The 22,800-nt window shown below is 65.1% G+C and carries 18 protein-coding genes and 1 pseudogene; 10 read left to right on the top strand and 9 right to left on the bottom strand.

The features are described from left to right. The first annotated feature begins 3 nt into the window (after positions 1–3). The gene (locus AWB82_RS29180; RefSeq protein ID WP_086972801.1) at positions 4–1,761 is read left to right on the top strand and encodes a ShlB/FhaC/HecB family hemolysin secretion/activation protein; all 1,758 of its coding nucleotides are present in this window, start codon (positions 4–6) and stop codon (positions 1,759–1,761) included. A gap of 4 nt (positions 1,762–1,765) precedes the next feature. Here AWB82_RS29180 and AWB82_RS29175 read toward each other — a convergent pair whose 3' ends face one another. The 5 genes from AWB82_RS29175 to AWB82_RS29155 form a co-directional block, all read right to left on the bottom strand. Then, on the bottom strand, positions 1,766–4,123 hold the full coding sequence (locus AWB82_RS29175; protein ID WP_086972800.1) for a beta strand repeat-containing protein: 2,358 nt from the start codon (positions 4,121–4,123) through the stop codon (positions 1,766–1,768). Positions 4,124–4,409: 286 nt separating this feature from the next. Next, entirely contained in the window at positions 4,410–4,778 is a 369-nt protein-coding gene (locus AWB82_RS29170; protein WP_200818222.1) for a hypothetical protein, read from the bottom strand. Between the two features lie 141 nt (positions 4,779–4,919). Further along, entirely contained in the window at positions 4,920–6,203 is a 1,284-nt protein-coding gene (locus AWB82_RS29165; protein WP_086972799.1) for an ATP-binding protein, read from the bottom strand. After that, complete coding sequence (locus tag AWB82_RS29160) at positions 6,200–6,862, bottom strand: response regulator transcription factor (protein WP_086972798.1); 663 nt, start codon at positions 6,860–6,862, stop codon at positions 6,200–6,202. The genes AWB82_RS29165 and AWB82_RS29160 overlap by 4 nt, the downstream gene beginning before the upstream one ends. Before the next feature lie 198 nt (positions 6,863–7,060). Beyond that, the gene (locus AWB82_RS29155; RefSeq protein ID WP_086972797.1) at positions 7,061–8,206 is read right to left on the bottom strand and encodes a porin; all 1,146 of its coding nucleotides are present in this window, start codon (positions 8,204–8,206) and stop codon (positions 7,061–7,063) included. Positions 8,207–8,486: 280 nt separating this feature from the next. On the opposite strand from AWB82_RS29155, the gene aldA reads away from it, so the two are divergent. From aldA to AWB82_RS29125, 6 genes and pseudogenes are all read left to right on the top strand, one after another. Then, complete coding sequence (gene aldA / locus AWB82_RS29150; protein WP_086972796.1) at positions 8,487–9,911, top strand: aldehyde dehydrogenase; 1,425 nt, start codon at positions 8,487–8,489, stop codon at positions 9,909–9,911. Between the two features lie 139 nt (positions 9,912–10,050). Beyond that, positions 10,051–11,355 carry an MFS transporter gene (locus tag AWB82_RS29145; RefSeq protein ID WP_086972795.1) on the top strand — a complete coding sequence of 435 codons (1,305 nt, stop codon included), beginning with the start codon at positions 10,051–10,053 and terminating at the stop codon, positions 11,353–11,355. Then, complete coding sequence (locus tag AWB82_RS29140) at positions 11,352–12,569, top strand: mandelate racemase/muconate lactonizing enzyme family protein (protein ID WP_086972794.1); 1,218 nt, start codon at positions 11,352–11,354, stop codon at positions 12,567–12,569. Before AWB82_RS29145 ends, AWB82_RS29140 begins: the two co-directional genes overlap by 4 nt. Before the next feature lie 17 nt (positions 12,570–12,586). Then, complete coding sequence (locus tag AWB82_RS29135) at positions 12,587–14,236, top strand: GMC family oxidoreductase (protein WP_086972793.1); 1,650 nt, start codon at positions 12,587–12,589, stop codon at positions 14,234–14,236. A 156-nt stretch (positions 14,237–14,392) separates the two neighbouring features. Further along, a complete protein-coding gene (locus AWB82_RS29130) occupies positions 14,393–15,313 on the top strand; it encodes a LysR substrate-binding domain-containing protein (RefSeq protein ID WP_086972827.1) in 921 nt (306 codons plus the stop codon). 11 nt (positions 15,314–15,324) lie between these two features. Further along, positions 15,325–16,205 (top strand): annotated as a pseudogene (locus AWB82_RS29125) (LysR substrate-binding domain-containing protein). A gap of 7 nt (positions 16,206–16,212) precedes the next feature. Here AWB82_RS29125 and AWB82_RS29120 read toward each other — a convergent pair. From AWB82_RS29120 to fae, 4 genes are all read right to left on the bottom strand, one after another. Beyond that, complete coding sequence (locus AWB82_RS29120; RefSeq protein WP_086972792.1) at positions 16,213–17,583, bottom strand: MFS transporter; 1,371 nt, start codon at positions 17,581–17,583, stop codon at positions 16,213–16,215. Positions 17,584–17,692: 109 nt separating this feature from the next. Continuing rightward, entirely contained in the window at positions 17,693–19,132 is a 1,440-nt protein-coding gene (locus AWB82_RS29115; RefSeq protein ID WP_086972791.1) for an NAD-dependent succinate-semialdehyde dehydrogenase, read from the bottom strand. Further along, positions 19,129–20,166: an aldo/keto reductase gene (locus AWB82_RS29110; RefSeq protein WP_086972790.1), complete on the bottom strand. Its 1,038-nt coding sequence runs from the start codon at positions 20,164–20,166 to the stop codon at positions 19,129–19,131. Before AWB82_RS29110 ends, AWB82_RS29115 begins: the two co-directional genes overlap by 4 nt. 12 nt (positions 20,167–20,178) lie before the next feature. Beyond that, complete coding sequence (gene fae, locus AWB82_RS29105; RefSeq protein WP_086972789.1) at positions 20,179–20,688, bottom strand: formaldehyde-activating enzyme; 510 nt, start codon at positions 20,686–20,688, stop codon at positions 20,179–20,181. 279 nt (positions 20,689–20,967) lie between these two features. Here fae and AWB82_RS29100 point away from each other — a divergent pair, with 279 nt between their 5' ends. From AWB82_RS29100 to bamE, 3 genes are all read left to right on the top strand, one after another. Then, the gene (locus AWB82_RS29100) at positions 20,968–21,660 is read left to right on the top strand and encodes a 4'-phosphopantetheinyl transferase family protein (protein ID WP_086972788.1); all 693 of its coding nucleotides are present in this window, start codon (positions 20,968–20,970) and stop codon (positions 21,658–21,660) included. A gap of 36 nt (positions 21,661–21,696) precedes the next feature. Continuing rightward, entirely contained in the window at positions 21,697–22,458 is a 762-nt protein-coding gene (locus AWB82_RS29095; protein WP_086972787.1) for a phosphatase PAP2 family protein, read from the top strand. 58 nt (positions 22,459–22,516) lie between these two features. Next, on the top strand, positions 22,517–22,800 hold a 284-nt coding region (gene bamE, locus AWB82_RS29090), incomplete at its 3' end, for an outer membrane protein assembly factor BamE domain-containing protein (protein ID WP_086972826.1).

The raw sequence follows: 22,800 nt of genomic DNA, 5'->3' as shown, positions 1-22,800 counted from the left end.
CGATTGACGCGCGCACGCATCGCCGCGACGGTCTTCTCGACCACGATCGCGTGCATAGTCGCCGCGCGCGATGCCACCGCGCAGTCGTATCGCGATGTCGCGCCGATTGCGCCGCCCGCCGTCGACCGGCCGCGCGCGTCGCCATCGCCGCCCGAGCCGCGTGACGACTCGCACACCGTCGCGATTGCGGAACTGCGCGGCATCGCGTTCGTGCGCGCGGATGCTGCATCGGCCGCGACGCAATCGGGCGCGAACGGCGCGATCACGTCGACGGGCATTGCGTTGCTCACGCCCGATTTTCTCGACGCCTTCTCCGTCGATCTCCACAAGCCTCTGACCTTCGCGCGTCTCGCGGAAATCCGGCGCGCCGTCGTGCAACGCTATCGCGCGGCGGGCCAGCCGCTCGTCGATGTGTACGTGCCCGAGCAGGACGTGAGCAGCGGCGTCGTGAGGATCGTGATCGCCGAGTTTCGCGCGGGGCGCGTGATCCCGAAAGGCAATCGCCATTTCTCCGACGCGCTGCTCGCGCGCGAGATGCCGCTCGCGAGCGGCGAGCCGATCCGAGAAGCCGATGTCGCCGCGGGACTCGCGCGGCTCAACGCGAATCCGTACCGGCGCGTGGACGTGGTCTATGCGCCCGGCGCCGCGCCCGGCACGACCGATGTCGTGCTGCAAACGGAAGATCGCTTTCCGTTTCGCGTCTACGGCGGCTACAACAACGATGGCGTGCCCGACCTCGGCCGAGACCGCATTCTCGCGGGATTCGACTACGGCAATCTGTTCGGCATCGATGCGCGCATCGGCTATCAAATGACCGCGAGCAACGACCTATTGAGCGGCAATCCGGATATCGAAGGACGGCCCGATCGTCCGCGTTATATCGCTCACGCGTTCAACGTGGTCGCGCCGTTGCCGTGGCTCGATCGCGTCGAGTTGTTCGGCGTGTTCGCGCAAAGCACGCCGCGTTTGCCCGACAGCTACGGCCAAACCGGTCTCAGCGCGCAGCTCAGCTTGCGCTACGACTGGCGCCTGCCGCCACTCGATAATGCGGGCGCGTGGCAACAGCAGATGCAGTTCGGCTACGACTTCAAGCGCTCGAACAACGACCTCGAATTCGGCGGCTTTCAGGTGTTCAATGCGAACACGCACATCCATCAGTTCGTGCTCGCCTACGATCTTTCAAAGAGCGATGCATCGGGCGATACGCATCTGAACGCAGCGCTCTTCGTGAGCCCCGGTTACTTCGACAGCGCCAGCAACGACGCCGCCTACGACGCCGCGCGTCTCGGCGCGAAGCCGCGCTATCAATACATGCAGTTGTCGGCGCAGCGCGACATGCCGCTCGGCAAATCGGGCTTTTCGATATCGGCGCGCGGGTTGTGGCAGTGGACCGGCAGCACGCTTTTGCCGAGCGAGGAACTCGGGCTCGGCGGCGACGCCACGGTGCGCGGCTACGAGCCGTATTCCGCGCAGGGCGATCGTGGCTGGAACCTGCAAACCGAATTGCGCGCGCCAGCGATATCGGCGGGCGCGGCGGCGCTGCAGCCGTTCGTGTTCTTCGACGCGGGGCACGTGTGGAATCGCATCGCCGAATTCGGCGAAGTGAACAATGCGTCGCTGGCGAGCGTCGGCGCGGGCATTCGCGTGCAGGTCGGCCGCTTCGTCGGCTTTCGCGGAACGTATGGCTTTCCGTTGAAGGCGGTCGTGCCGAATGGATCGAAGGCGCCGGTCGGGGAGCTATTCCTCGTGATCGGAAGCTAGCGTTTCAAGGCTGCGCCTGCTGCCACTGCAAGACCGGATGCGTCGCGCCCGCCGGTATCGCCCAGACGCCGCCCGACGGAATGTTCCAGTCGAGATAGTTCGACGCGTTGCTCATCTGCGCGGTCGTGAGCCCGTTCGAATCCGGCGGCGCGGTGCCCGAATTCGAGCCGGCCGCGCTGGTGCGAATCGTCGTCTCCTTGTTCCAGTAGACGTTGTTGTGAATCGCCCCCTGGTTGGACGCCGCGATGCCGCCTTCCGGATCGCCCGGAGGTCCGCCGCCGCCGACTTGCCCCACCGCGAACGACTCGTTGATCACGCCCGTCGCGCCGTTGACGTACACGAGCCCGCCGCCGCCGAAGCCGCCCACGCTGCCCGTCGCATACGACTGCGTGATGAGTCCGTTGTTGTACGCGACGAGCCCGCCGGTCACGCCATGCGTTCCGGCCACCGTGGCGCCGGTCGCGTAAGACTGCGCGATCGTGCCGTTGTTGACGCCCACGAGACCGCCCGCGGGAATCTGATAGCCGACGTCCGCCGTGCTCGACGAGCGCTCGATCACCCCGTTGTTCACGCCGACGAGCCCGCCCGCGCCGGCCCCGCCGAAGCCGAACTGTCCGACGCTGCCCGTCGTGTTGACGTAGGTGACGAGTCCGTCGTTCTGGCCCGCGAGCAAGCCATACGCGCCCGACGCATAGCCGCTCGTGCCGGCGTTCGTGAGATTCAGGTCGCGCACCACGCCGCGCGCGCCGATCACGCCGAACATGCCTTGGCGGTCGTCGCCGAGATTCGACGTCGTCGCGAGCTTGTCGATGGTGTGGCCGAAGCCGTCGAACTGACCGGTGAATGGCGTCGCGCTCGCGCCGATCGCCGTGAAGTAGTTCGGATACGCGGTCGCGCTTGCGTCGATGTCCTTGCCGAGCGCGTAGTTGCCCGCGAGGTCTTTCGACACGCTGGAGAGATCGGCGAGGTTGTTGACGAGCTTGTACGCGGTCGCCTGCGTGAGCAGCCCGCTGTACGGCGCGGCGGTCCATCCGCTATTCGTGAGCAGCGTGCCCGGCGCATAGCTGCCGGTCATGTCGTAGAGCGCGCTGACGATGCCGCCGCTCTTCGACCAGTCGATCGTGCCGCTGTTCGCAATGCCGCCGCCGTTGTCGATGCCGCCCGAATCCGCGCGCAGCGTGAGATTGCCGTTGCCCGTGTTGCCGATGCTCGCGCCCGGGCCGATCGCCACGCCGTGCGCCGCGCCCAGCGTAAGCGTCGCGTTGCCGTTCCACTGGACGTTGCCGCCTACGCTCAGATCGCCGGCGCTCGCTTCGACATCGACCGATGTGCCGTTGCTCAAACTGCGCGCGAGGGCGTCCGCGTTCGCCTGATCGACCGTGAAGGTCGGCGCGCCGAGCTTCCACGTGCGTGCCTGCACGTTCGCGCCCGCGACGTCGAGCGCGTTCGCGCGCGTTTCGACCGTGCCGCCGCTGCCGTCCGCGTTCGCCGCGGCGAGCGCGCCGTTGGCGTGGACCGCGCCCTGATCGGCGACGAGCCAGACGTGGCCATCGCGCGTCGCGGTGCCGGTCGCGCGGATCGCGCTGCCGTTGCCGGCGAGCGCGTAGACGTTGCCGTCGGCGGCTTGCAGGTTTGCCTGCGCCGCCTGGATCGTGCCGCCGTTCATCGCCGTGCCGCCGCTGCCCGCCTGCACGAAAACTTGCTGTCCGCCCGACGAATCCTGCAAGAGCACCTGATTGCCGGTCGCGATCTCGACCGTGCCCTGCGGCGCGCCGATGCTGCCGCCGTTCACCGCCGCCGTGCGCGACACGAGGAACACGTCGCCCCCGCTCGATCCGATCGTGCCGAGATTGATGACCATGCCGTTGCCGCCGCCCGCGAGCGTGAGCGGGCCGCCTTGCATGAACGCGTCGTTGCCGACGTCCAGCGCCGACGCGATGAAGCGCCCGCCCGTCGCGACGACGCCGCCCGGCCCCACCAGCACGCCCTGCGGATTGACGAGATACACGCTGCCCGTCGCGCTGAGTTGCCCGAGAATCACAGAGGCATCGCCGCCGGTCACGCGATTGAGCGTCGCGCCGTTGCCGTTGTTGAACGTGACCTGGCGTCCGCCGCCGATCGAGAAACTGTTCCAGTCGATGACGCCGCGCGTCGACGTCTGATTGATCGTGAGCGCCTGAGCGCCGCCGCCGATCGTGCCGCTACCCGCGACGAACTGGCCGCCGCTCGGCAGAGGCGGCGCGGCATTGGCGAAGCTCGCGCATGTCAGGCCCGCGACGAGTGGCACGAGCATCGCGAGCGGCCGCAGGCGCGCGCAATGAATCCCGGTTCGAGGAACAAGCGGACGAATGCTGCGCTGCATGGCGACCTCCGGTCGGTGTCGATCGTTTTCATCGTTCTTGGCCGCTGACGGTGTAGCCGCTTTTCATCCCGGCGATTCAGGATTCGGCCGAGGGCGCGAACATCGATGTGCGAGCAGGCGCCGATGGTAGCGCCGCGTCCGATGCGCCTATGTGGGGTTCCGCACATTCGCGCCGGGCAAAAAATGTCCGCACCCGAACGCGTGACGCATTGGGACGCGCGTGCGCCGCGGCATGAAAATTGATCGCCGCCATGCGCCGAAAAGACTGAAGGAAGAAGGGACCGCGTTAATGCGAAGGCCTGCGCCCGCTCGACAATTCGATCCAGCACTCGTGATAGATGCGCTGCACGAGCACGCTTTCGTAGTCGAGATCCTCGCCTTCGAGAATGCGCTCGATGTCGCCGCGCGAGGCGTCTGCGTCGAGCATCGTGGAGAAGCGCGCGGCGAGTGCGTGCGCCGCCACCGAAAGCCGCGCGGTCTCGATCCAGTCGGCCGCGCGATGATGCCGGTCGAGCCAGCGATGCGCGGCGCGCACCTGAAACGACGTATCGGGCCAGTCGCCTTCGATGTAGTACGCGCCGAGCAAGCCGCACGTGAGCCAGCAGAGCAGATGCACGCGGTCGTCGGGGCCGAGGGGATAGCGCACTTGACTCATGATGGCGGCATCGAAATGACCCATCGGAGGGACGCATCGAAGATAGCATGCCGCGCGCGCGCCCGACATGCGGCTCGCGTATGGTGCGGGGTGCGCTGCATGTCTCCTTAAGCAGCTAACGATCGGGCGCGGCCTCGCCGTTTAGAACGTAACGGTCACGACGAGTCCGCGCGACTCAGCATCCGTAAGCTCGATCTTCGCGCCCATGCGCGCCGCGATCGTGCCGACGATCGAGAGCCCGAGACCGGAGCCGTCCGTATCGCTGCCGAGTACGCGATAGAACGGATCGAAAACGCGCGCGCGTTCTTCGGGCGCGATCCCCGGGCCGCTATCCTCGACGCGAATCCACGGCCGCGCATTGAAAACGCCCGTCGCGAGATCGACGCGCCCGCCCGCCGGCGTATAGCGAATCGCGTTGTCGACGAGATTCCTCACCATGACGGTGAAATCGGCCTGCGGCGCGTGGATGAACACGTCGTCGAAGCTCGACACGCCTATGTCGATGTCCTTCGCCTCCGCGAGCGGCATCAGGTCTTCGAGAACATTGCGAAACACTTCCTGCACGCGCAGACGCGCAAGGTCCGCATCGCTGCGTTGTTGCAAACGCGCGAGCATCAACAGTTGATGCAGCAGCGAACGCGTGCGCGCAAGACCGCGCCGCAACGCATCGAGCCGTTCGCGCGCGCCGTCGGACATCTCGGCCGCGTTCAGCCGCTCGGCCTGCAGCGACAGCGCGGTCAGCGGCGAACGAAGTTCGTGCGCGGCATCGGCGACGAAGCGGCGTTGCAGCGCCACGGACGTTTCCACGCGCGCGAGCAGCCGGTTGATCGCGACGACGAAGGGCGCGATTTCGCTCGGCAGCGCGTCGCCGGAAAGCGCGGAGAGATCGTGTTCGGGCCGCGTGTCGAGCCCCGCCGACAACGCGCTGAGCGGCCGGAACATGCGACGCACGATCAGATGCAGCGCCGCGAGCAGCACGAGCGCGAGCGCGGCGAAGGGCATGACGGTAGCGAGCGCGCTGTTGCGGGCGATCTCGTCGCGGCCCGCCGTTTTCTGGCCGATCACGACGCGCGTGCCGTCGTCGAGTGTCTTGACGGCGAGACGCCAGCGCGTGCCTGCGACGACCGCGTTCTGCAGACCGTCGCGCAGATCGGCCGCGACCGGCAGCGGCGCGCGCTCGGCGATCGTCTGGATGACGAGCTTCGATTCCGGGTCCGCGCCGACGACGCGGCCGAGCGCCTCGCGCTCCATCGCCGCGAGCGTGCGGGGCGTGACGAGCGCGGCGATCTGTTTCAATTGCCCGTCCTGCAACTCGTTGGCCTCGTGAAACGCCGTCTGGAACGCGATGACGCCGCCCGCCGCCGCGATCGCGACGATCAGCGCCGACAGCCACGCCGACAGCTTGAACTGAAGCGACCGCGTCATGCTTGCTTCGAGACCATCCAGCCCACGCCGCGCACGTTCCTGATGGCCGTGGCGCCGAGCTTCTTGCGCAGCGAATGGATCAGGAATTCGACCGCGTTGCTTTCCACTTCCTCGTTCCAGCCGTAGATGCGGTCTTCGATTTCCGCGCGCGAGAGGATCGCGCCCGGGCGGATCATCAGCGCTTGCAGCAGCGCGAATTCGCGGCTGGAAAGACGTATCGCGATGTCGCCGGACGTGGCCTCGCGCGTCGCCGGATCGAGCGTGAGCACGCCGTTCGTCAAGAGCGGCGCGGCCTGTCCGCCGCGGCGTCGGATCACCGCGCGCATACGCGCTTTCAGCTCGGAGATGTCGAAGGGCTTGATGAGGTAATCGTCCGCGCCTTCGTCGAGTCCGCGAATGCGCTCTTCGACGGAGTCTCGCGCAGTGACGATGATGAGCGGCACGTGATTCGCCCCGCGCCGCGCCGCGCGCAACACGTCGAAGCCATCGGCGCCGGGCAGGCCGAGATCGAGCAGGATCGCGTCGTAGACGTGCGTGGTGAGACTCGTGAGCGCGAGCTGGCCGTCGCGCACCCAATCGACGGCGTAGCTGCTTTCGCGCAGTTCGCTCTGGACCGATTCGCCGATCATGCGGTCGTCTTCGACGAGCAATACCCTCATGGCGTGTCTCCGTGCGGTCATGGCGTCCGACGGCGGCGCGCGGCGGCGGGAGCGGGCGTGTGCTTCATCTCGCGGAATCCTCCCGTTCGGGAAAGCCGCAAGATTAGAGGACAAGAGCTTAGGAAATGCTTAGGAAAACGCTGAGAGATTCGGCTGTCCACGCAAAAGACGCGGACAGCGATTGCTTCGGCCCGAACGTCAGAACGCGTGCCGCAACGCCACGCGCGCGACGAACTGCTCCGAATTCGACGACAGTCCCTGCGTGCCCGGAATGAACGCCTGATCCATCGTCGAGCCGGTCGAACTGCCCGCGATCTTCTGATACGCGCCCTGCACGTACACATCGGTGCGCTTCGAGAGGAAGTAATCCGCCATCAGACCGGCCGAGTGGATGTGCGGCTTCACGGCGCCCGCGGTCGAATCGTACGTTTCGGTCGAATAGACGTATTGCGCGCCGACGAAGAAGTCCGGCCTGAACTGATACTTCCCGTTCACTTCGAAGTTCTGATACCTGAGGTTCTTGAGCGTGTTGCCCGCCGATGCGAGCGGCAAGCCGATATAACCGTTCGTCGTCGGATCGCGATAATTCGAGTTCGTGTACGCGAAGCCCGCCGTCGCGTTGCCGAACGTGTAGTTCACGCCCGCGCCGAAAATCTGCATGCGCTGGGCGATGAAGCTCGCGTCGTTCGTCGCGATCGCGCCGTTCGCGTTGGCGCCGACGCCATCGGCGCGCAAGTAAGCCGCGCCGACCAGCAAGCCGCCATTCGCATACGACGCGCCGACGCTGTACTGCCGGTTGTTCGCGAAGTTCGTGTCGTTGCTGAAGCTATACGTGCCCCCGAACTGAAAGCCGTTAAACGTCGGGCTCGCGTACTTGACGGTGTTGTTCACGCGGAACGAGTTGTCGGTGTTGTCGTTGTCGAACGGATGCGCGAAGAGGTAGCCGGCCCAGTTGCCGTTGGCCGTCGTCGGCGCGAGATAATCGACCACCGAATCGTACTGACGACCGAGCTTGATCGACCCGAAACGGTCATTGGTCATGCCAACGTAGGCTTGCCGGCCGAACATGCGTCCGCCTTGGCCGGCCGCGCCGTTGCTCAGATTGACGCCGCTTTCGAGTTGCATCACGGCCTTCGTGCCGCCGCCCAGATCTTCGACGCCGCGCAGGCCCCAGCGGCTGCCCGACGCATAGCCGCTCGCGAGTTCGTAGACGCGACTTCCGCCGACATTGCTCGTGTAGTCGAACCCTTCGTCGAGGACGCCGTACAGCGTCACGCTGCTCTGAGCATGAGCTGAAGTCACGATACACGCGAGCGCGCCCAGGCCGATTGCTTTGATTCTCATGAAAGTCCCAAGTCTTTTACTTATTCGTGAAGAGGTCCCGGCCAGCGGGGTTGGCGGGAACCGCGAGCGATCGATTGTGCGCGATGAAAGCGGGACTGATAAAGGGCTTAGTCGAACGGCGAGCGCGAGTTTTTTGAATGTTCTTCCAGAAAATTCTTCGCTTGTCGTTGCAGCGCGAGGCGCGAAAGAATGAGCCGCAAATGCGTTGCCTTGTCGCAGCGGTTGTCCGATCTGCGGGCAGTCGGGCGCGGCGGCGCGCGACGATCAAGGAAACCGCCACATGAAGCAAGAACGCAATTTCGTGAACGGACGTTTCATCGAGCCCGCGAGCGATGAAGTCACCGCCATCCTGAATCCCGCGACCGAAGAGGTGCTGGGCCACGTTCACAACGCGTCGCGCGAGCAGGCGCTTCTCGCCGTCGATCGCGCCGCCGAGGCGCAACGCCTGTGGCGCGTCATGCCGGCCGCCGAGCGCGGCGCCCATATGCAGCGTCTCGCGGATGCCATCGTCGAAGCCTCCGGCGAGATCGGCGCGGCGCTCGCGGCCGAGTCCGGCAAGAGTCTGCTCGACGCGACCAACGAAGCCGTCTACGCCGCGCAGATCACGCGCTATCACGCGGAATGGGCGCGCCGTATCGAAGGCGAAGTCATTCCGAGCGACACGCCCAATGAAAACCTCGTGCTGCATCGCGAGCCGATCGGCGTCGTCGCCTGTCTGATCCCCTTCAATTTCCCGATCTACACGCTGATGCGCAAGGTCGCGCCGGCGCTGATCGCGGGCAACACGGTCGTCGTGCGTCCGAGCAACAACACGCCGCTGTCGGCGTTCGAGCTGGCGCGCGCCGTCGAGCGCGCGGCGTTGCCCGCGGGCGTCATCAACGTCGTCGCGATGGATCACGCGACGGCTGAAGTCGTCTGCACGCATCCGAAGGTCGGCATGATCACGCTGACGGGCAGCGTCAACGCGGGCCGCAAGGTGCTCGAATACTGCAAGGCGAACATCGCGAAACCTTCGCTGGAACTGGGCGGCAAGACGCCCGCGATCATCGAGCCGGATGCCGATCTGCAGAAGGCCGCGCGCGAACTCGTCGCCTCGAAGCTCACGCACAGCGGTCAGCTTTGCACGGCGATCGAGCGGGTCTACGCGCACGAGAGCATTTACGACGAATTCGTCGGTTTGCTGCGCGAGCAGATGAACGCGAAGTCCATCGGCGATCGCCATCAAGACGCGAGTTGCATGGGCCCGCTCGTGAACGAGGCGTCGCGCGACGGCGTTCACGCAATGGTGCGCCGCGCGCTCGAAGCGGGCGCCACGCTCGAAACCGGCGGCGAAGTGCCGGACCGCAAGGGCTTCTACTATCCGCCGACGCTGCTGTCGAACTGCCGTCAGGACATGGAGATCGTGCAGGAAGAGACCTTCGGCCCCGTGCTCGCGGTGCTGAAATACGCCACCATCGACGAAGCGCTCGCGATGGCGAATGATCACCAGTTCGGCCTTTCATCGGTGCTCTACACCGAGAATTACCGCACCGCGATGAAGGTCGCGAATTCGATCGAAGCGGGCGAGTTGTATATCAACCGCACGCCCGCCGATCCGTATCAAGGTTTCCATTCCGGCTGGAAGCGCTCCGGCATCGGCGGCGACGACGGCAAGCACGGCATGCTCGAATTCACGCAGACGCGTCTCGTCGTCATGAAGTACTGAATCTCGCGGCCGCTGACGGCCGCAAGCACGTTGTTCACCTTCTAGCAAGCACGTTGTTCACCTTCTAATAAAACATATTGAAGGCCCAGCCGCGCGGCGTTCGCACGCCGCGCGCCGCTGACCTTCGAGGAGCACGCCTGTGTCATCGAATCCCGCTCAATCCGGGCAAAGCGTCGCGACGCCGCTCGCGAGCACGCGCGCCGACCGCTATATCCAGCTCGCGCTGCTTGTCGTTGCCGCTGGCGCCATCTATCCGATTCTGTATCTGCGGCAGGTTTATCAGCCGACGATGCTCGAAGTCTTCCATATCAGCGAAGCGCAACTCGGCTATCTCTACTCCGCGCTCGGCACGATCTTCCTCGTGTGCTATCTGCCGAGCGGCTGGCTCGCGGATCGTGTCGCGCCGCGCCTGCTCATCAGCTTCTCGCTGATCGCAACGGGCGCGCTCGGGCTGTGGTACTCCACCGCGCCGTCGTTCGGTTCGCTGATCGTGATCTTCGGCGCATGGGGCTTGACGACCGGCCTCACGTTCTGGGCCGCGATCATCAAGCGCGTGCAGACGATCGCCGCCGCCGACGAGCAAGGCCGCTTCTTCGGCTTTCTAGACGGCGGGCGCGGCCTGATCGAGGCGTTGCTCGCGACCATCGCGATCGGGCTCTTCGCGTGGGTTACGCGCACGCGCGGCGAATCGACCGCCGTGGCCTTTCGGCTCGTCGTCTATATGTACGCGTTCCTGTGCATCGGGCTTGGCGTGGTGCTCGGTCTCGTGCGCGATCCGCAAGGCGCGCGGGCGGCGGCAACGGCGAAGCGCGAAAAGCGCAACGTGCTGCGTGATCTCGCCTCGCTCGTGAAGAATCCGCAGCTCGCGCTGCTCTCGGCGATCGTGTTCTGCGGCTATCAGGTCTTCTGGTCAACGTACAGCTTTTCCGCTTATCTGCATGAGAAGGAAATCGGCCTGACCGTGGTCGTGGCCGGCTTCATCACGACGCTCAAGCTGTGGATGCGTCCGATCGGCGGCATCGGCGGCGGCTTTCTCGGCGACCGCTATTCGAAGACCTCCGTGCTCATCGTCGCGCTGTTTGCCGCTTCCGCCGCGCTCGTCGTGCTGATGGCCGCGCCGGGCATCTCGAATCATGTGATCGTCGCCGTGCTCGTGCTGTTCATCGGTGTGATGACATACGCGATTCGCGGGCTCTACTGGTCGCTGCTCGATGAATGCAAGGTGCCGCCCGAAACGATGGGTCTCGCGATCGGCCTCGTGTCCGTCGTCGGCTATTCGCCCGATGCGGTGCTGCCGCTCATCAACGGCTATCTGACGCAGACCTATCCGGGCGTGTACGGATATCAACTGTACTTCGGCTATATCGCCTTCATGTCCGCGCTCGGCGGCGTGGCGGCCATCATGTTCAAACTTCGACTCGGAAAGCAGGGAGCGCAACAATGAAGATCGCCGCGCTGGAAACGCATATCGTCGCGGTGCCGCCACCGCATGTCGGCGGCATGTACTGGATTTTCGTGAAGCTGCGCACGGCGTGCGGCATCGAAGGCGTCGGCGAGATCTACTCCGCCACGTTTCATCCGAAGGCGATGACGCCGATCATCGAAGACGTGTTCGAGCGTTATCTGCTCGGCCACGATCCGCATCATGTCGAGCGCTTTTATCGCGAGGCGTATTCGAGCGGCTTCACGCAGCGTCCCGATCTCACGATGATGGGCGTGCTCAGCGGCCTTGAAATGGCGTGCTGGGACATCATCGGCAAGGCGGCGGGCAAGCCCGTTTATGAACTGCTCGGCGGACGCGTGCATGAACGTCTGCGTTCCTACACGTATCTCTATCCGAAGAACGCGCGCGGCGAGTACGACTACGACGATCCCGATCTCGCCGCCGAATGCGCCGCGCACAACGTCGCGCGCGGCTTCACGGCAGTGAAGTTCGATCCGGCCGGCCCCTACACCGCATATTCCGGCCATCAGCTTTCGCTCGAAGTGATGGATCGCTGCGAGACGTTCTGCCGCAAGGTGCGCGAGGCTGTCGGCAGCAAGGCCGATCTGCTGTTCGGCACGCATGGTCAGATGGTGCCGTCGTCGGCGATCCGTCTTGCGCAGCGCCTCGAAAAGTTCGATCCGCTGTGGTTCGAGGAGCCGGTGCCGCCCGGACAGGAAAACGCGATGGCGCAAGTCGCCGCGAAGACCAGCATTCCGATCGCGGCGGGCGAGCGCCTCACGACCAAGTACGAGTTCTTCAAGCTGCTCGAAACGCGCGCGGCGTCGATTCTGCAATTCAACGTCGGCCGTGTCGGCGGTCTGCTGGAAGCGAAGAAGATCGCGAGTCTCGCCGAGGTGTACTACGCGCAAATCGCGCCGCATCTCTACAACGGTCCGGTCGGCGCGGCCGCGAGCATCCAGATCGCCGCGTGCTCGCCGAACTTCCTGATCCAGGAAAGCATCGGCACGTGGGACGGCTTTCACGCCGAGGTGCTCAAGACGAAGATCCGCTGGGAAGACGGCTACATCGTTCCGTCGACGGAACCGGGCCTGGGCGTCGAACTGAACATGGACGTCGTGCGTGCCAATACGCCGTACACGGGCGAGCGCCTGCATCTGCAGATGGCCGCGAAACCCGTCGACGTGAAAGATCTCGCGCCCGCGAAGGGCTGAACGAAAAGCAGGGAAACATGGAATTCGATTACATCATCGTGGGTGCGGGATCGGCGGGCTGCATTCTCGCCAATCGCCTCACCGAGTCCGGCGAGCACTCGGTGCTGCTGCTCGAAGCGGGCGGCAAGGACGATTCGTTCTGGTTCAAGATTCCGGTCGGTTTCACGAAAACCTACTACAACCCGGAATTCAACTGGATGTACTACAGCGAGCCGGAAGCGCAACTCAAGAACCGCTCGCTGTATTGCCCGCGCGGCAAGGTGCAGGGCGGCTCCGGCTCGATCAACGCGATGATCTACGTGCGCGGCCAGCCGCACGATTTCGACGACTGGGCGCGCGCGGGCAACGCGGGCTGGGGCTTTAGCGACGTGCTGCCGTATTTCCGACGCCTCGAATCGCACTGGGCCGGCGACACGCCGTATCACGGCGCGAACGGGAAGATCAGCATTTCGTCGATGAAAGAAGGTGCGCACGCCATCTGCGGCACGTTCCTCGAAGGCTCGCGGCAGGCGGGCTATCCCGTGACCGGCGACATCAACGGTGCGGAGTACGAAGGCGCGACCGTCTATGACCTCAACGCGCGCAACGGCGAGCGTTCGTCGAGCAGCCTTGAGTATCTGCATCCCGTGCTCGGGCGCAGGAATCTGCGCGTGGAGCGCAATATCAGCGTGAGCCGCGTGCTGTTCGACGGCAAGCGCGCAACGGGCGTCGCCGCGACGCGCAACGGCGAGTCGCGGCGATTTCACGCGCGGCGCGAGGTGATTCTGTCGGCGGGCGCCGTCGATACGCCGAAGCTCATGCAGCTTTCCGGTCTCGGCGACGCTGCGCTGCTCGCGAAGCACGGCATTCCCGTCGTGCAGGAACTGCCGGCCGTCGGCGCGAATCTGCAGGATCATCTGTGCGTGAGCTTCTACTATCGCGCGACAGTGAAGACGCTGAACGACGAACTGGGAACGCTCTTCGGCAAGGCGCGCGCCGCGATGCGTTATCTGACGGCGCGCAAAGGGCCGCTCTCGATGAGCGTGAACCAGTCGGGCGGCTTTTTCAAAGGCGATGACGACGAGACAGAGCCGAACCTGCAGCTCTACTTCAATCCGCTCTCGTATCGCATTCCGAAGAGCAGCAAGGCGCAACTCGAACCCGAGCCGTATTCGGGCTTTCTGCTGTGCTTCAATCCGTGCCGGCCGACGAGCCGCGGATCGATCGAGATCGCATCGAGCCGCGTGGAAGATGCCGCGAAGATCAGCATCAACGCGCTGACGACGCCGAAGGACCTCCACGAAGCCGTGCAGGGCAGCAAGCTCGTGCGCAAGATAATGCGTTCGCCCGCACTGCGCGCGATCACGGCGGAAGAGATCTCGCCGGGGCCGCAAGTGACGAGCGACGCCGACATGCTCGAATACTTCCGCGAGCAGTCGGGCTCGATCTATCACTTGTGCGGTTCGTGTGCGATGGGCCCGGACGCGCGCACCGCGGTCGTGGACGCGCGCTTGCGCGTGCATGGCATGCAAGGCCTGCGAATCGTCGATGCGTCGATCTTTCCGAACATCACGTCGGGCAATCTCAATGCGCCGGTGATGATGGTCGCGGAGAAGGGCGCGGACATGATTCTCGACGACGCCCGCCCACTCGTCGAACGCGCCCCCGCGCCGGTCGAAGTCGCCTGATCGTCACGGGGGCGAGGGCATGAACGCCTTCGCGCCCCGAAGCGGCATAATTTGCCTCGATTCGTAAAATGTCGCCCAAGAGCGGCACGTTCTGGTCCGGATGCGGGTTCAATGCGCGCGTCGAACGCCGGGAAGGAGACCGATTTGAAGCGAAAGATGCCTGCCCTGAACGCGCTGAGGGCTTTCGAAGTGGCCGGTCACACCGGCAGCTTCACGCGCGCGGCCGAACTGCTGCATGTGACGCAAAGCGCGGTGAGCCGGCAAGTGCGCCAACTCGAAACGCAACTCGGCGAGCCGTTGCTGTTGCGCCGTCATCATCACCTGGAGTTGTCGGCGACGGGGCGGCTCTTGCTGCAGGCGCTCAGGATGTCGTTCGACCGCATCGAACTCACGGTGCGCAGCATCCAGGAAAAGACTCATTTGCGGCGCTTGCGCATCAACGCGCCGCCTACCTTCGCGCGGCGCTGGCTTATGCCGCGTCTGCAATCGCTGCGCGCCGCCGCGCCGGAACTCGAAATCACGCTGACCACGCGCCTGAAGGACGATCTCGTCGAATCGGGCGCGCTCGACTGCGCCATCCGCTTCGGCAACGGCGAATGGGAAGGCCTCGACAATCAGTTGATGATGAACGAGCGGCATATCGCCGTGTGCTCGCCCGCGCTGCTCGGCGATTGCGATACGACCGGCATCGATCTGAACGCTTTCACGTTGCTGCATGTGCTCGCGACCGGCGATCAGCGTTATCTCACGTGGCAGCACTGGCTCAAGGCGGCGAATATCGAAAATGTCGATACGCGCGGCGGCTATGAGTTCGATCTGCTCGATCATGCGATTAGCGCGGCCACCGACGGGCTCGGCGTGACGATCGCCGATCGCAACATGATCGGCCACGAGTTGCGGCAAAGCACGCTCGTGCCGATCGTCGATGTAGAGGTGGACGGGCATCAGTCGTACTGGCTCGTCACGCGAACAGGTCAGGACGATGCGCCGCAGGTCGCGCTCTTTCGCGAATGGCTGCGCGGGGAGATCGAGAAGCAGGCGCGTGCGCTCGGCGGCAAACGAGGCGCGCGCAAATAACGGAGACGATCGTGCGGCGACTGCCATCCCTGACCGCGTTGCGCTTCTTCGAGGAAAGCGCGCGCCACATGAGCTTCAACAAGTCCGCGGCGGCATTGTGCGTGACGCCGGGCGCGGTGAGCCGCCAGATTCGCCTGCTCGAAGATGCGCTCGGCACGAAGCTCTTCGATCGCGATCACAAGGGCATCCGGCTGACTAAGCAGGGCGAGGAACTGCTCGCGTGCCTGTCGGAAGCGTTCGATTCGATCGAGCGCGTCACGCGTTCTTTAGCCACCGTGCAACGCAGCGAACGCAAGCGCCTGACCGTGATCGCGCCGCCTACTTTCGCGACGCGCTGGCTTTCGCCGCGACTCGGTTCGCTGATGGACGCGGTGCCCGACATCGATCTCTCCGTGCGCACCGATGCCGTGGACGACCGCCAGTGCTGCATTCGCTTCGGCTACGAGGCGCGGGCGGATCATCGGTCGGAGTTGCTGTTCATCGAGCGGCACGTGCTCGTCGGCGCGTTGCGGTTCGCGGGGCAGTCGGTCGAAGCGCTGCTGGAGCGGCTGCCCGCGCTGCATGTGCTGCACAACGACACGCGGCTCACGCTTTGGCCCAACTGGCTCGATGCCGCCGGATTGCCGCGCGCGTTCGGCGAGAACGGCATCGAGTTTTCGACGCTCGATCAGGCGATTCACGCGGCGCGCGCGGGTTCGGGGCTGGCGTCGTCGATCGCAACATGATCGCCGATGAGTTGCACGACGGAGCGCTGGTTCTGCTGTCGCCGGTCGAGTCGATCGGGCCTTACGGCTATTGGCTGGATATCGCGCCATCGTTCGCCGGTTCGGATTCCGTTCAGGCGTTTGCGGAATGGCTGCGCAGCGAGGGAGCAAAGGCCGCGCAGCCGTAGCGATCCGTCAGCCTCCGCTCGCCTGATTCAGCGTCAGATGCTTGGTCTCCGGCGCCCACGCGATCGACACCAGCATGCCGACGAGCAACACCGCGGCGAGCGCGAGCATTGTCATCTGAACGCCGGCCTGCGCGATCCCGAGCGGCAACAGAAACGTTCCCACCGCCGAACCGAGCCGGCTGCAGGCAATCGACAGGCCCACGCCGCACGCCCGCGCCTCGGTCGGAAAGCACTCCGGCGGAAACACGCCGACCAGATTCGAGAACGCCGACATCGTCAACGTGAAGACGCCGAACGCGACGATCATCCCGACATTCGCCGATGACGGCAGCATGCTCAACACGAACAGCGACAGGCAGCACACCGCAAACGAGCCGATCAGGAACGAGCGTCGCGACAGTTTGATCGTGAGCCAGATTCCGAGCAACGCGCCGAGCACGAGAAAGCCGTTGAGCAGCAGATCGGCGCCCGAGCCTTCGGGCAGACGGATCGCCGTGAGAATGCTCGGCAAGAACGTGTAGATCGCGAAATACGGAATCACGAGGCACACGAAGAACGCGCAGTTGAATATCGTGCGGCGGATCAAATCCGGCTCGAACAGCCGCGCGAAGCCGCCCTTGCCGGCGAAATGCTCGCCCGAGTCGGCTTCGAGCGTCACGTTCGGGCCGAAGTGCTTGCGCACGATGCGCATCGCTTCGTCCACGCGGCCTTTGCCGAGCAGCCAGCGCGGCGACTCCGGCGTGCCGATGCGCAAGACGAGCACCACGAACGCAGGCACGCCGGCGGAGGCGAGGAGCCAGCGCCACGCATCCGGCGATGCGTCCGCGTAATGCATGCCGAGCACGTTCGCGATCACATAGCCGATCGTCCAGATCACGCTGAACGAGCCGAGCATCACGCCGCGATGTTTGCGCGGCGAGAACTCCGCGAGAATCGCATGACCGACCGCGAAATCGCCGCCCATGCCGATGCCGATCAACACGCGCAAGCCGACGAGCACGGCGGGCGTAGTCGCCCAGAACTGCGCGAATGCAGCCGCCGTGATGATGATGAAGCTCAAGAGGAAAATTTTCTGGCGGCCGAGTTTGTCGGAGAGCCAGCCGAACACGAGACTGCCGAGAAAGATGCCGATCAGCGCGGACGAACCGAGCAGGCCCATCCAGAATGCATCGAGCGGAATCTGCCGGTTCAACGACGACAGCGCGTAACCGATCGTGCCGAGCGCATAACCTTCCGTGAAATGCGCGCCGAAAGTCAGGCCCGCGATTTTCACGTGAAAGCGATTCAGCGGCACGTCGTCGAGGGCGACGGGATTGCGCGGCGTATCGAAGGGCGCGGCGGCGCCCGGTGCGAGCGGCTGCGCGCTCAGGCTTTGCATGTCCAAGAGTATCTCCTCCACTTCCGGGCGGAGCGGCGCGTCGTACGCCGCAAGAAAAACCGCGCACGCGATGGCGTTATCGTTCGTGCGTGCGCGGCGTGGCGATGAATCAGCGGCCGAGGCCGGCCATCATCATGTACTTGAGCTCCATGTACTCGTCGAGCCCGTACTTCGATCCTTCGCGGCCCAGTCCCGACTGCTTCACGCCGCCGAACGGCGCGACTTCCGTCGAGATGATCCCTTCGTTGATGCCGACCATGCCGCTTTCCAGCGCCTCCGCGACGCGCCACGCGCGGCCCAGGTCGCGCGTGTAGAAGTACGCGGCGAGGCCGAAGGGCGTGTCGTTCGCCGCGGCGACGACTTCCTCTTCCGTCGCAAAGCGGAAGCACGCGGCCACCGGACCGAAGGTTTCCTCATCGGCGATCAGCATCGAAGGCGCGGCATCCGTGAGCACCGTCGGCTCGTAGAACGTGCCGCCGAGCGCGTGGGGCTTGCCGCCGGTCAGCACCTTCGCGCCTTTACTCACGGCATCGGCGACATGGGTCTGCACTTTCTTCAACGCGGCCGCGTTGATGAGCGGCCCCTGATCGAACTCGCCTTCGAGCCCGTTGCCAACCCGAAGCTTGTGCACCGCGCGCGTCAATGCTTGCGTGAAGGCGTCGTACACGCCGTCCTGCACGTAGAAGCGGTTGACGCACACGCACGTCTGCCCGGTGTTGCGGAACTTCGACGCCATCGCGCCCTGCACGGCGGCGTCGATATCGGCGTCGTCGAAGACGATGAACGGCGCGTTGCCGCCAAGCTCCAGCGACAGCTTCTTCAACGTATCCGCCGATTGCTTCGCGAGCAGCTTGCCGACGCGCGTCGAGCCCGTGAACGAGAGCTTGCGCACATCGGGCGATGCGGTGAGCACCTCGCCGATGGCAACAGCGTCGCCCGACACGATGTTGAACACGCCTGCCGGAATGCCGGCTTCTTGCGCGAGCACAGCCAGAGCGAGCGCCGACAGCGGCGTTTCTTCGGAAGGCTTCAGCACCATCGTGCAGCCCGCGGCCAGCGCGGGGCCGGCCTTGCGCGTGATCATCGCGAGCGGGAAGTTCCACGGCGTGATGGCCGCGACGACACCGACCGGCTCGCGCGTGACGACGATCTTCGAGTTCGGCTTCGGACTCGGAATGATGTCGCCGTAGCTGCGCTTCGCTTCCTCCGCGAACCATTCGAAGAAACTCGCCGCATACGCGACTTCACCGAGCGCTTCCGCAAGCGGCTTGCCTTGCTCGCGGGTGAGCAGTTCGGCGAGCGTGTTGCGATTGGCGAGCATCAGTTCGCCCCAGCGCCTCACGCGCGCGCCGCGTTCTTTCGCGGTCAGCGCACGCCATGCGGGGAAGGCGCGCTTCGCGGCATCGACCGCCTGACGCGTTTCGCCGCCGCCGCCGTGGGCGACGTTCGCGATGACTTCGCCCGTGGCGGGATTGCGCACGGGATACGTGCTCGCGCTTTCGCGCCATTTACCGTCGATGTAGTGATTCGTTTGCAACAGACCGATCATGCCGCGTGCTCCAGTTCGTGTTCGAAAGCGCCTTGCGCGGCGCGGGCCTCGCGCGTGATGCGCCGCCCCGCCGTGTAATCGTTGATGAGATCGCAAGGCGTGTAATTGCGCTCTAGTTCGTGTAGTTCGTCGTTGTCGAGCCGGGTGTCGAGCGCGGCGAGGGCGCTATCGAATTGCGCCGCCGAATCCGCGCCGACGAGCATGCTCGAAATTCCCGGGCGGCTCAGCACCCACGCCTGCGCGATCTGCGCCGCCGGCACGCCGCGCCGCGCCGCGACCCGCGCAACCGATGCCGCAATGTCCTGCGACGCGCGATCGCCGTACATCTGCGCGGTGAAGAAATCGGTCTGATTGCGCGTGGATTTGGCATCGGAACTCAACAGGCCGCGCGCGAGCGGACTGAACACCGACACGCCGACACCCTGATCGATGCAGTACGGAATCATCTCGCGCTCTTCCTCGCGATACGCGAGGTTCAACTGCAACTGCATGTTGACCGGCTTGTGCCAGCCGTGGCGCTCGCACGCCTGCATGATCTTCGCGAATTGCCACGTGTACATCGTCGACACGCCGATATAGCGCGCCTTGCCCGCGCGCACGATCTCGTCGAGCGCGCTCATCGTCTCCTCGACGGGCGTGTTCACGTCGAAGTAATGCAGCATGTAGACATCGACGTAATCCATGCCGAGACGCTTGAGCGACGCGTCGATGCCATCCATGATGTGCTTGCGCGAATGGCCGCCCGCGTTCGGATGGCTCGCCATGTCGTAGCCGACCTTGGTCGTCACGACGACTTCCTCGCGTTTCACGAGCCGCTTCAGAATGCGGCCGACGACTTCCTCGCCGACGCCCGTCGAATAGAAATCGGCCAGATCGATGAAGTTCACGCCCTTGTCGAGCGCGTGCTTCACGATCGGCTCGCTTTGCGCTTCATCGAAGATCCACGGCTTCCATTGCGGCGTGCCCATGTTCATCGTGCCGAGGCACAGGCGCGAAACCTTCAGGCCGGACTGGCCGAGACGCACATATTCCATTTGGCGATCTCCTTACTTCTTCGGCGTGTAGAACGGATTCGACACGCCGCGGGCGGCCTTGAACACGGCTTCCTTGCGCGGCAGACCTTCCATCGCGGCGACGATCGCGTTCTTGCACGCGCGATAGTTGTTCTCGAAGACGGCGTCGAGATCGTCGGTCTTCGGATTGACCCAGTTCGCGGAGACAACGACCCAGTCGTTCTCGGCTTGCGGCGGCAGCGTGCCGTTTTCGAGCGATTCGGCCACGGCCTTCGCGATGCCCGCCTGCGATGCGCCCCAGGTCGCGTTGCCGTGGAACTCGCCTTCGATCTGCGCCTTGTTGACATAGAGCGTGAGCGGCTTGGTGGGCACGCCCGGCTGCGCGATCACGACGAACGGCGCGTGACCGGTGGAAGGCGTGGCGAGCGCGGTCGCGAAAGCCTGACCGGCCGGGCCGTTGCGCGGGCCGACCAGCACGTTGATGTGAGCGAGATTGACGCCCGGCCCTTCGAAGCCTTCGCCGATGAACAGATTCTTTTCCATTGACTCCTTCCTTGTATCCGCGTGATGTGCAGGGTTCGGCCACCGTGGCGATGGCTCTGAGGCATTCTGCGGCGGGCGTCGCGCGGGGAGGAATCGACGATTTTTGAGGGTGGGATTGATGAAACTTCAACTCGGGGATGACCCGTAGGCCGGAGGCCTAAGCCATTTCCGAAGCTGGCGGGATAAGCGTCCCATAAGCATCGAGCGTGGAAAATGTAAGTTTGTCCTGAATGCGGAGCATTTCGGCGTGAGCGCGCGCCGCCGTCTCCGCCGACGCACATGCCTTCCATCGACCGCATCCCGCCGCGCCCCGCCACCGATGTCTCGTGGCGCTACTACGATCTCGCCAAATTGCGCTTGCAGATTCACGAACCACCCGCGCCCGGCGAAGTCTGTCTATGGCTGGTGCCGAGCGAGTTCCGCTTCGCGTCGGCGTCCAATATCGGGAACTGGCTCAGTCTGGCGGAGCGCAAACGCGCGCGGCTGCATCCGAATTCGGCGCTCGGGCGGCGTTTTGCCGTCGCGCGCGCGACGCTGCGGCTCGTGCTTTCGCACATGTTCCATTGCGAGCCGCACTTGGTGGGCGTCGAGGACGAACCGGACGATCGCATCGTGGTTACGCATCCGCATGCCGATGGCCCGGTTCACGTCGATGTCGCGTACTCGGGCATCTGGATCGTGGTCGCGGTGGCATCGGCGAGAATAGGGCTCGGCTTGACCCTCGAAACGTCTGGCGCGCATGACACGGCCGCGAGACAGGCGATGTGGGACGAAGCCGCGCGCATCGGCCGAACGCGGGCGCAGCGGGCCGAAGCCGGCGAGAAGGCGCATCGGGCGGACTGGCACGGCCTCACATTGCCGATGCCCGGCGGAATCTGCGGCGTGCTCGTCGCGGACAAACCCGTTGCGCGCGTGCAGGCATTCGGCTGGGAACGGCCGCTCGAAGCGCAGGGCCACGCGGTCGCGTCCTGAGCCGGCGCCATCGGGATTAGGAGAAAACCGGACATCATGGAATACACCGCGTTCGCGCAACGCCATGCGGTCGCGATCATCGCGATCGTGCTCCTCGCCGGTCCGGCCATTGCGGCCGGCGCGTGGGCGTGGGCCGCGCGCGAACGGCGGGCGCCGGGCGCGGCCATCGCGCTCGCGGCGGGCGTGGCGATCGTGACCGGCGCGGCGGTGTTCGTCGCCCTCGCGACGCGCATCGCCCACGGCACGGCGTTTTCATCGGCGGATCAGCGTTTGCTCGACGCCGTGCGCGACGGCACGCCCGCGTTCGCCGCGCGATGGTTCGCCGGTCTCACGCATCTCGGCGATCCGTGGTTTCTCACGCTGCTGTGCGCGCTCATGTGCGCGGCGCTCGTCCTCACGCGCCGCTTCGGTCTCGCCGTCTACTTCGCCGCGGTCACGAGCGCGGGCGGCCTGCTCAACCAGGCGCTCAAGGCGACGATGCGCCGCGCGCGTCCCACCGGCGCGACGGTGCCGTTGCCCGAAAACTTCGCGTTTCCGAGCGGACATACGTTCGGTTCGATCGTCTGCTACGGCATGTGCGCCTACGTGCTGCTGCGCCTCGCGCCGACGCGCCGGGACCCGCTCATCGTCGCGCTGGCGTGTTTTGTCGTGTTGGCGATCGGCACGAGCCGCGTCGTGATCGGCGTGCATTTTCCCGGCGATGTGATCGGCGGTTTCGCATCCGGCGGCGCGTGGCTGGCGGCGTGCATCGGCGCGGCGGAGATCGCGCGACGACATCCGCGCACACTTTCAGACTAGTTCGATTGTCGCGCGCACCCGATGCCGTTACTTTCAGTCCTTTTGCGGGGCTGAAGCGATGTTCGAATCGAAAACGTGGGGCGTGGTTGCGCTGATCTCTGTGCTGGTCTCTGTCCTGATCGGCCTGAGCGGGTGTTCGGCCTTCGTGAAAGACCCCGATCCGCGCGAGTACATGAGCCGCGTGAAGATCGGCATGACGCGCGCGGATGTCGAAGACCATCTCGGGCCGCCTGACGGAAATTGGGGCCCGTGGCATTCCCAATGCACCGAATATGCGTTCAACTCCCACGGCGGCGACCGTTACTCGGTCTATTACAACAATCAGAGCCGCGTGGTGTACAC

The sequence above is a fragment of the Caballeronia glebae genome, assembly GCF_001545035.1.
In the GTDB taxonomy this organism is placed as follows: domain Bacteria; phylum Pseudomonadota; class Gammaproteobacteria; order Burkholderiales; family Burkholderiaceae; genus Caballeronia; species Caballeronia glebae.
The sequence above is the reverse complement of the archived record's forward strand: the minus strand, read 5'-3'. Positions and strand labels throughout refer to the sequence as shown.

Coding starts and splice junctions, on each gene's coding strand:
- AWB82_RS29160 (WP_086972798.1), bottom strand. CDS start 6,862: ATGAGGGTATTGCTCGTCGAAGACGACCGCATGATCGGCGAATCGGTC.
- AWB82_RS29155 (WP_086972797.1), bottom strand. CDS start 8,206: ATGAGAATCAAAGCAATCGGCCTGGGCGCGCTCGCGTGTATCGTGACT.
- AWB82_RS29135 (WP_086972793.1), top strand. CDS start 12,587: ATGGAATTCGATTACATCATCGTGGGTGCGGGATCGGCGGGCTGCATT.
- fae (WP_086972789.1), bottom strand. CDS start 20,688: ATGGAAAAGAATCTGTTCATCGGCGAAGGCTTCGAAGGGCCGGGCGTC.
- aldA (WP_086972796.1), top strand. CDS start 8,487: ATGAAGCAAGAACGCAATTTCGTGAACGGACGTTTCATCGAGCCCGCG.
- AWB82_RS29100 (WP_086972788.1), top strand. CDS start 20,968: ATGCCTTCCATCGACCGCATCCCGCCGCGCCCCGCCACCGATGTCTCG.
- AWB82_RS29095 (WP_086972787.1), top strand. CDS start 21,697: ATGGAATACACCGCGTTCGCGCAACGCCATGCGGTCGCGATCATCGCG.
- AWB82_RS29165 (WP_086972799.1), bottom strand. CDS start 6,203: ATGACGCGGTCGCTTCAGTTCAAGCTGTCGGCGTGGCTGTCGGCGCTG.
- AWB82_RS29120 (WP_086972792.1), bottom strand. CDS start 17,583: ATGCAAAGCCTGAGCGCGCAGCCGCTCGCACCGGGCGCCGCCGCGCCC.
- AWB82_RS29140 (WP_086972794.1), top strand. CDS start 11,352: ATGAAGATCGCCGCGCTGGAAACGCATATCGTCGCGGTGCCGCCACCG.
- AWB82_RS29130 (WP_086972827.1), top strand. CDS start 14,393: ATGCCTGCCCTGAACGCGCTGAGGGCTTTCGAAGTGGCCGGTCACACC.
- AWB82_RS29110 (WP_086972790.1), bottom strand. CDS start 20,166: ATGGAATATGTGCGTCTCGGCCAGTCCGGCCTGAAGGTTTCGCGCCTG.
- AWB82_RS29175 (WP_086972800.1), bottom strand. CDS start 4,123: ATGCAGCGCAGCATTCGTCCGCTTGTTCCTCGAACCGGGATTCATTGC.
- AWB82_RS29115 (WP_086972791.1), bottom strand. CDS start 19,132: ATGATCGGTCTGTTGCAAACGAATCACTACATCGACGGTAAATGGCGC.
- AWB82_RS29170 (WP_200818222.1), bottom strand. CDS start 4,778: ATGAGTCAAGTGCGCTATCCCCTCGGCCCCGACGACCGCGTGCATCTG.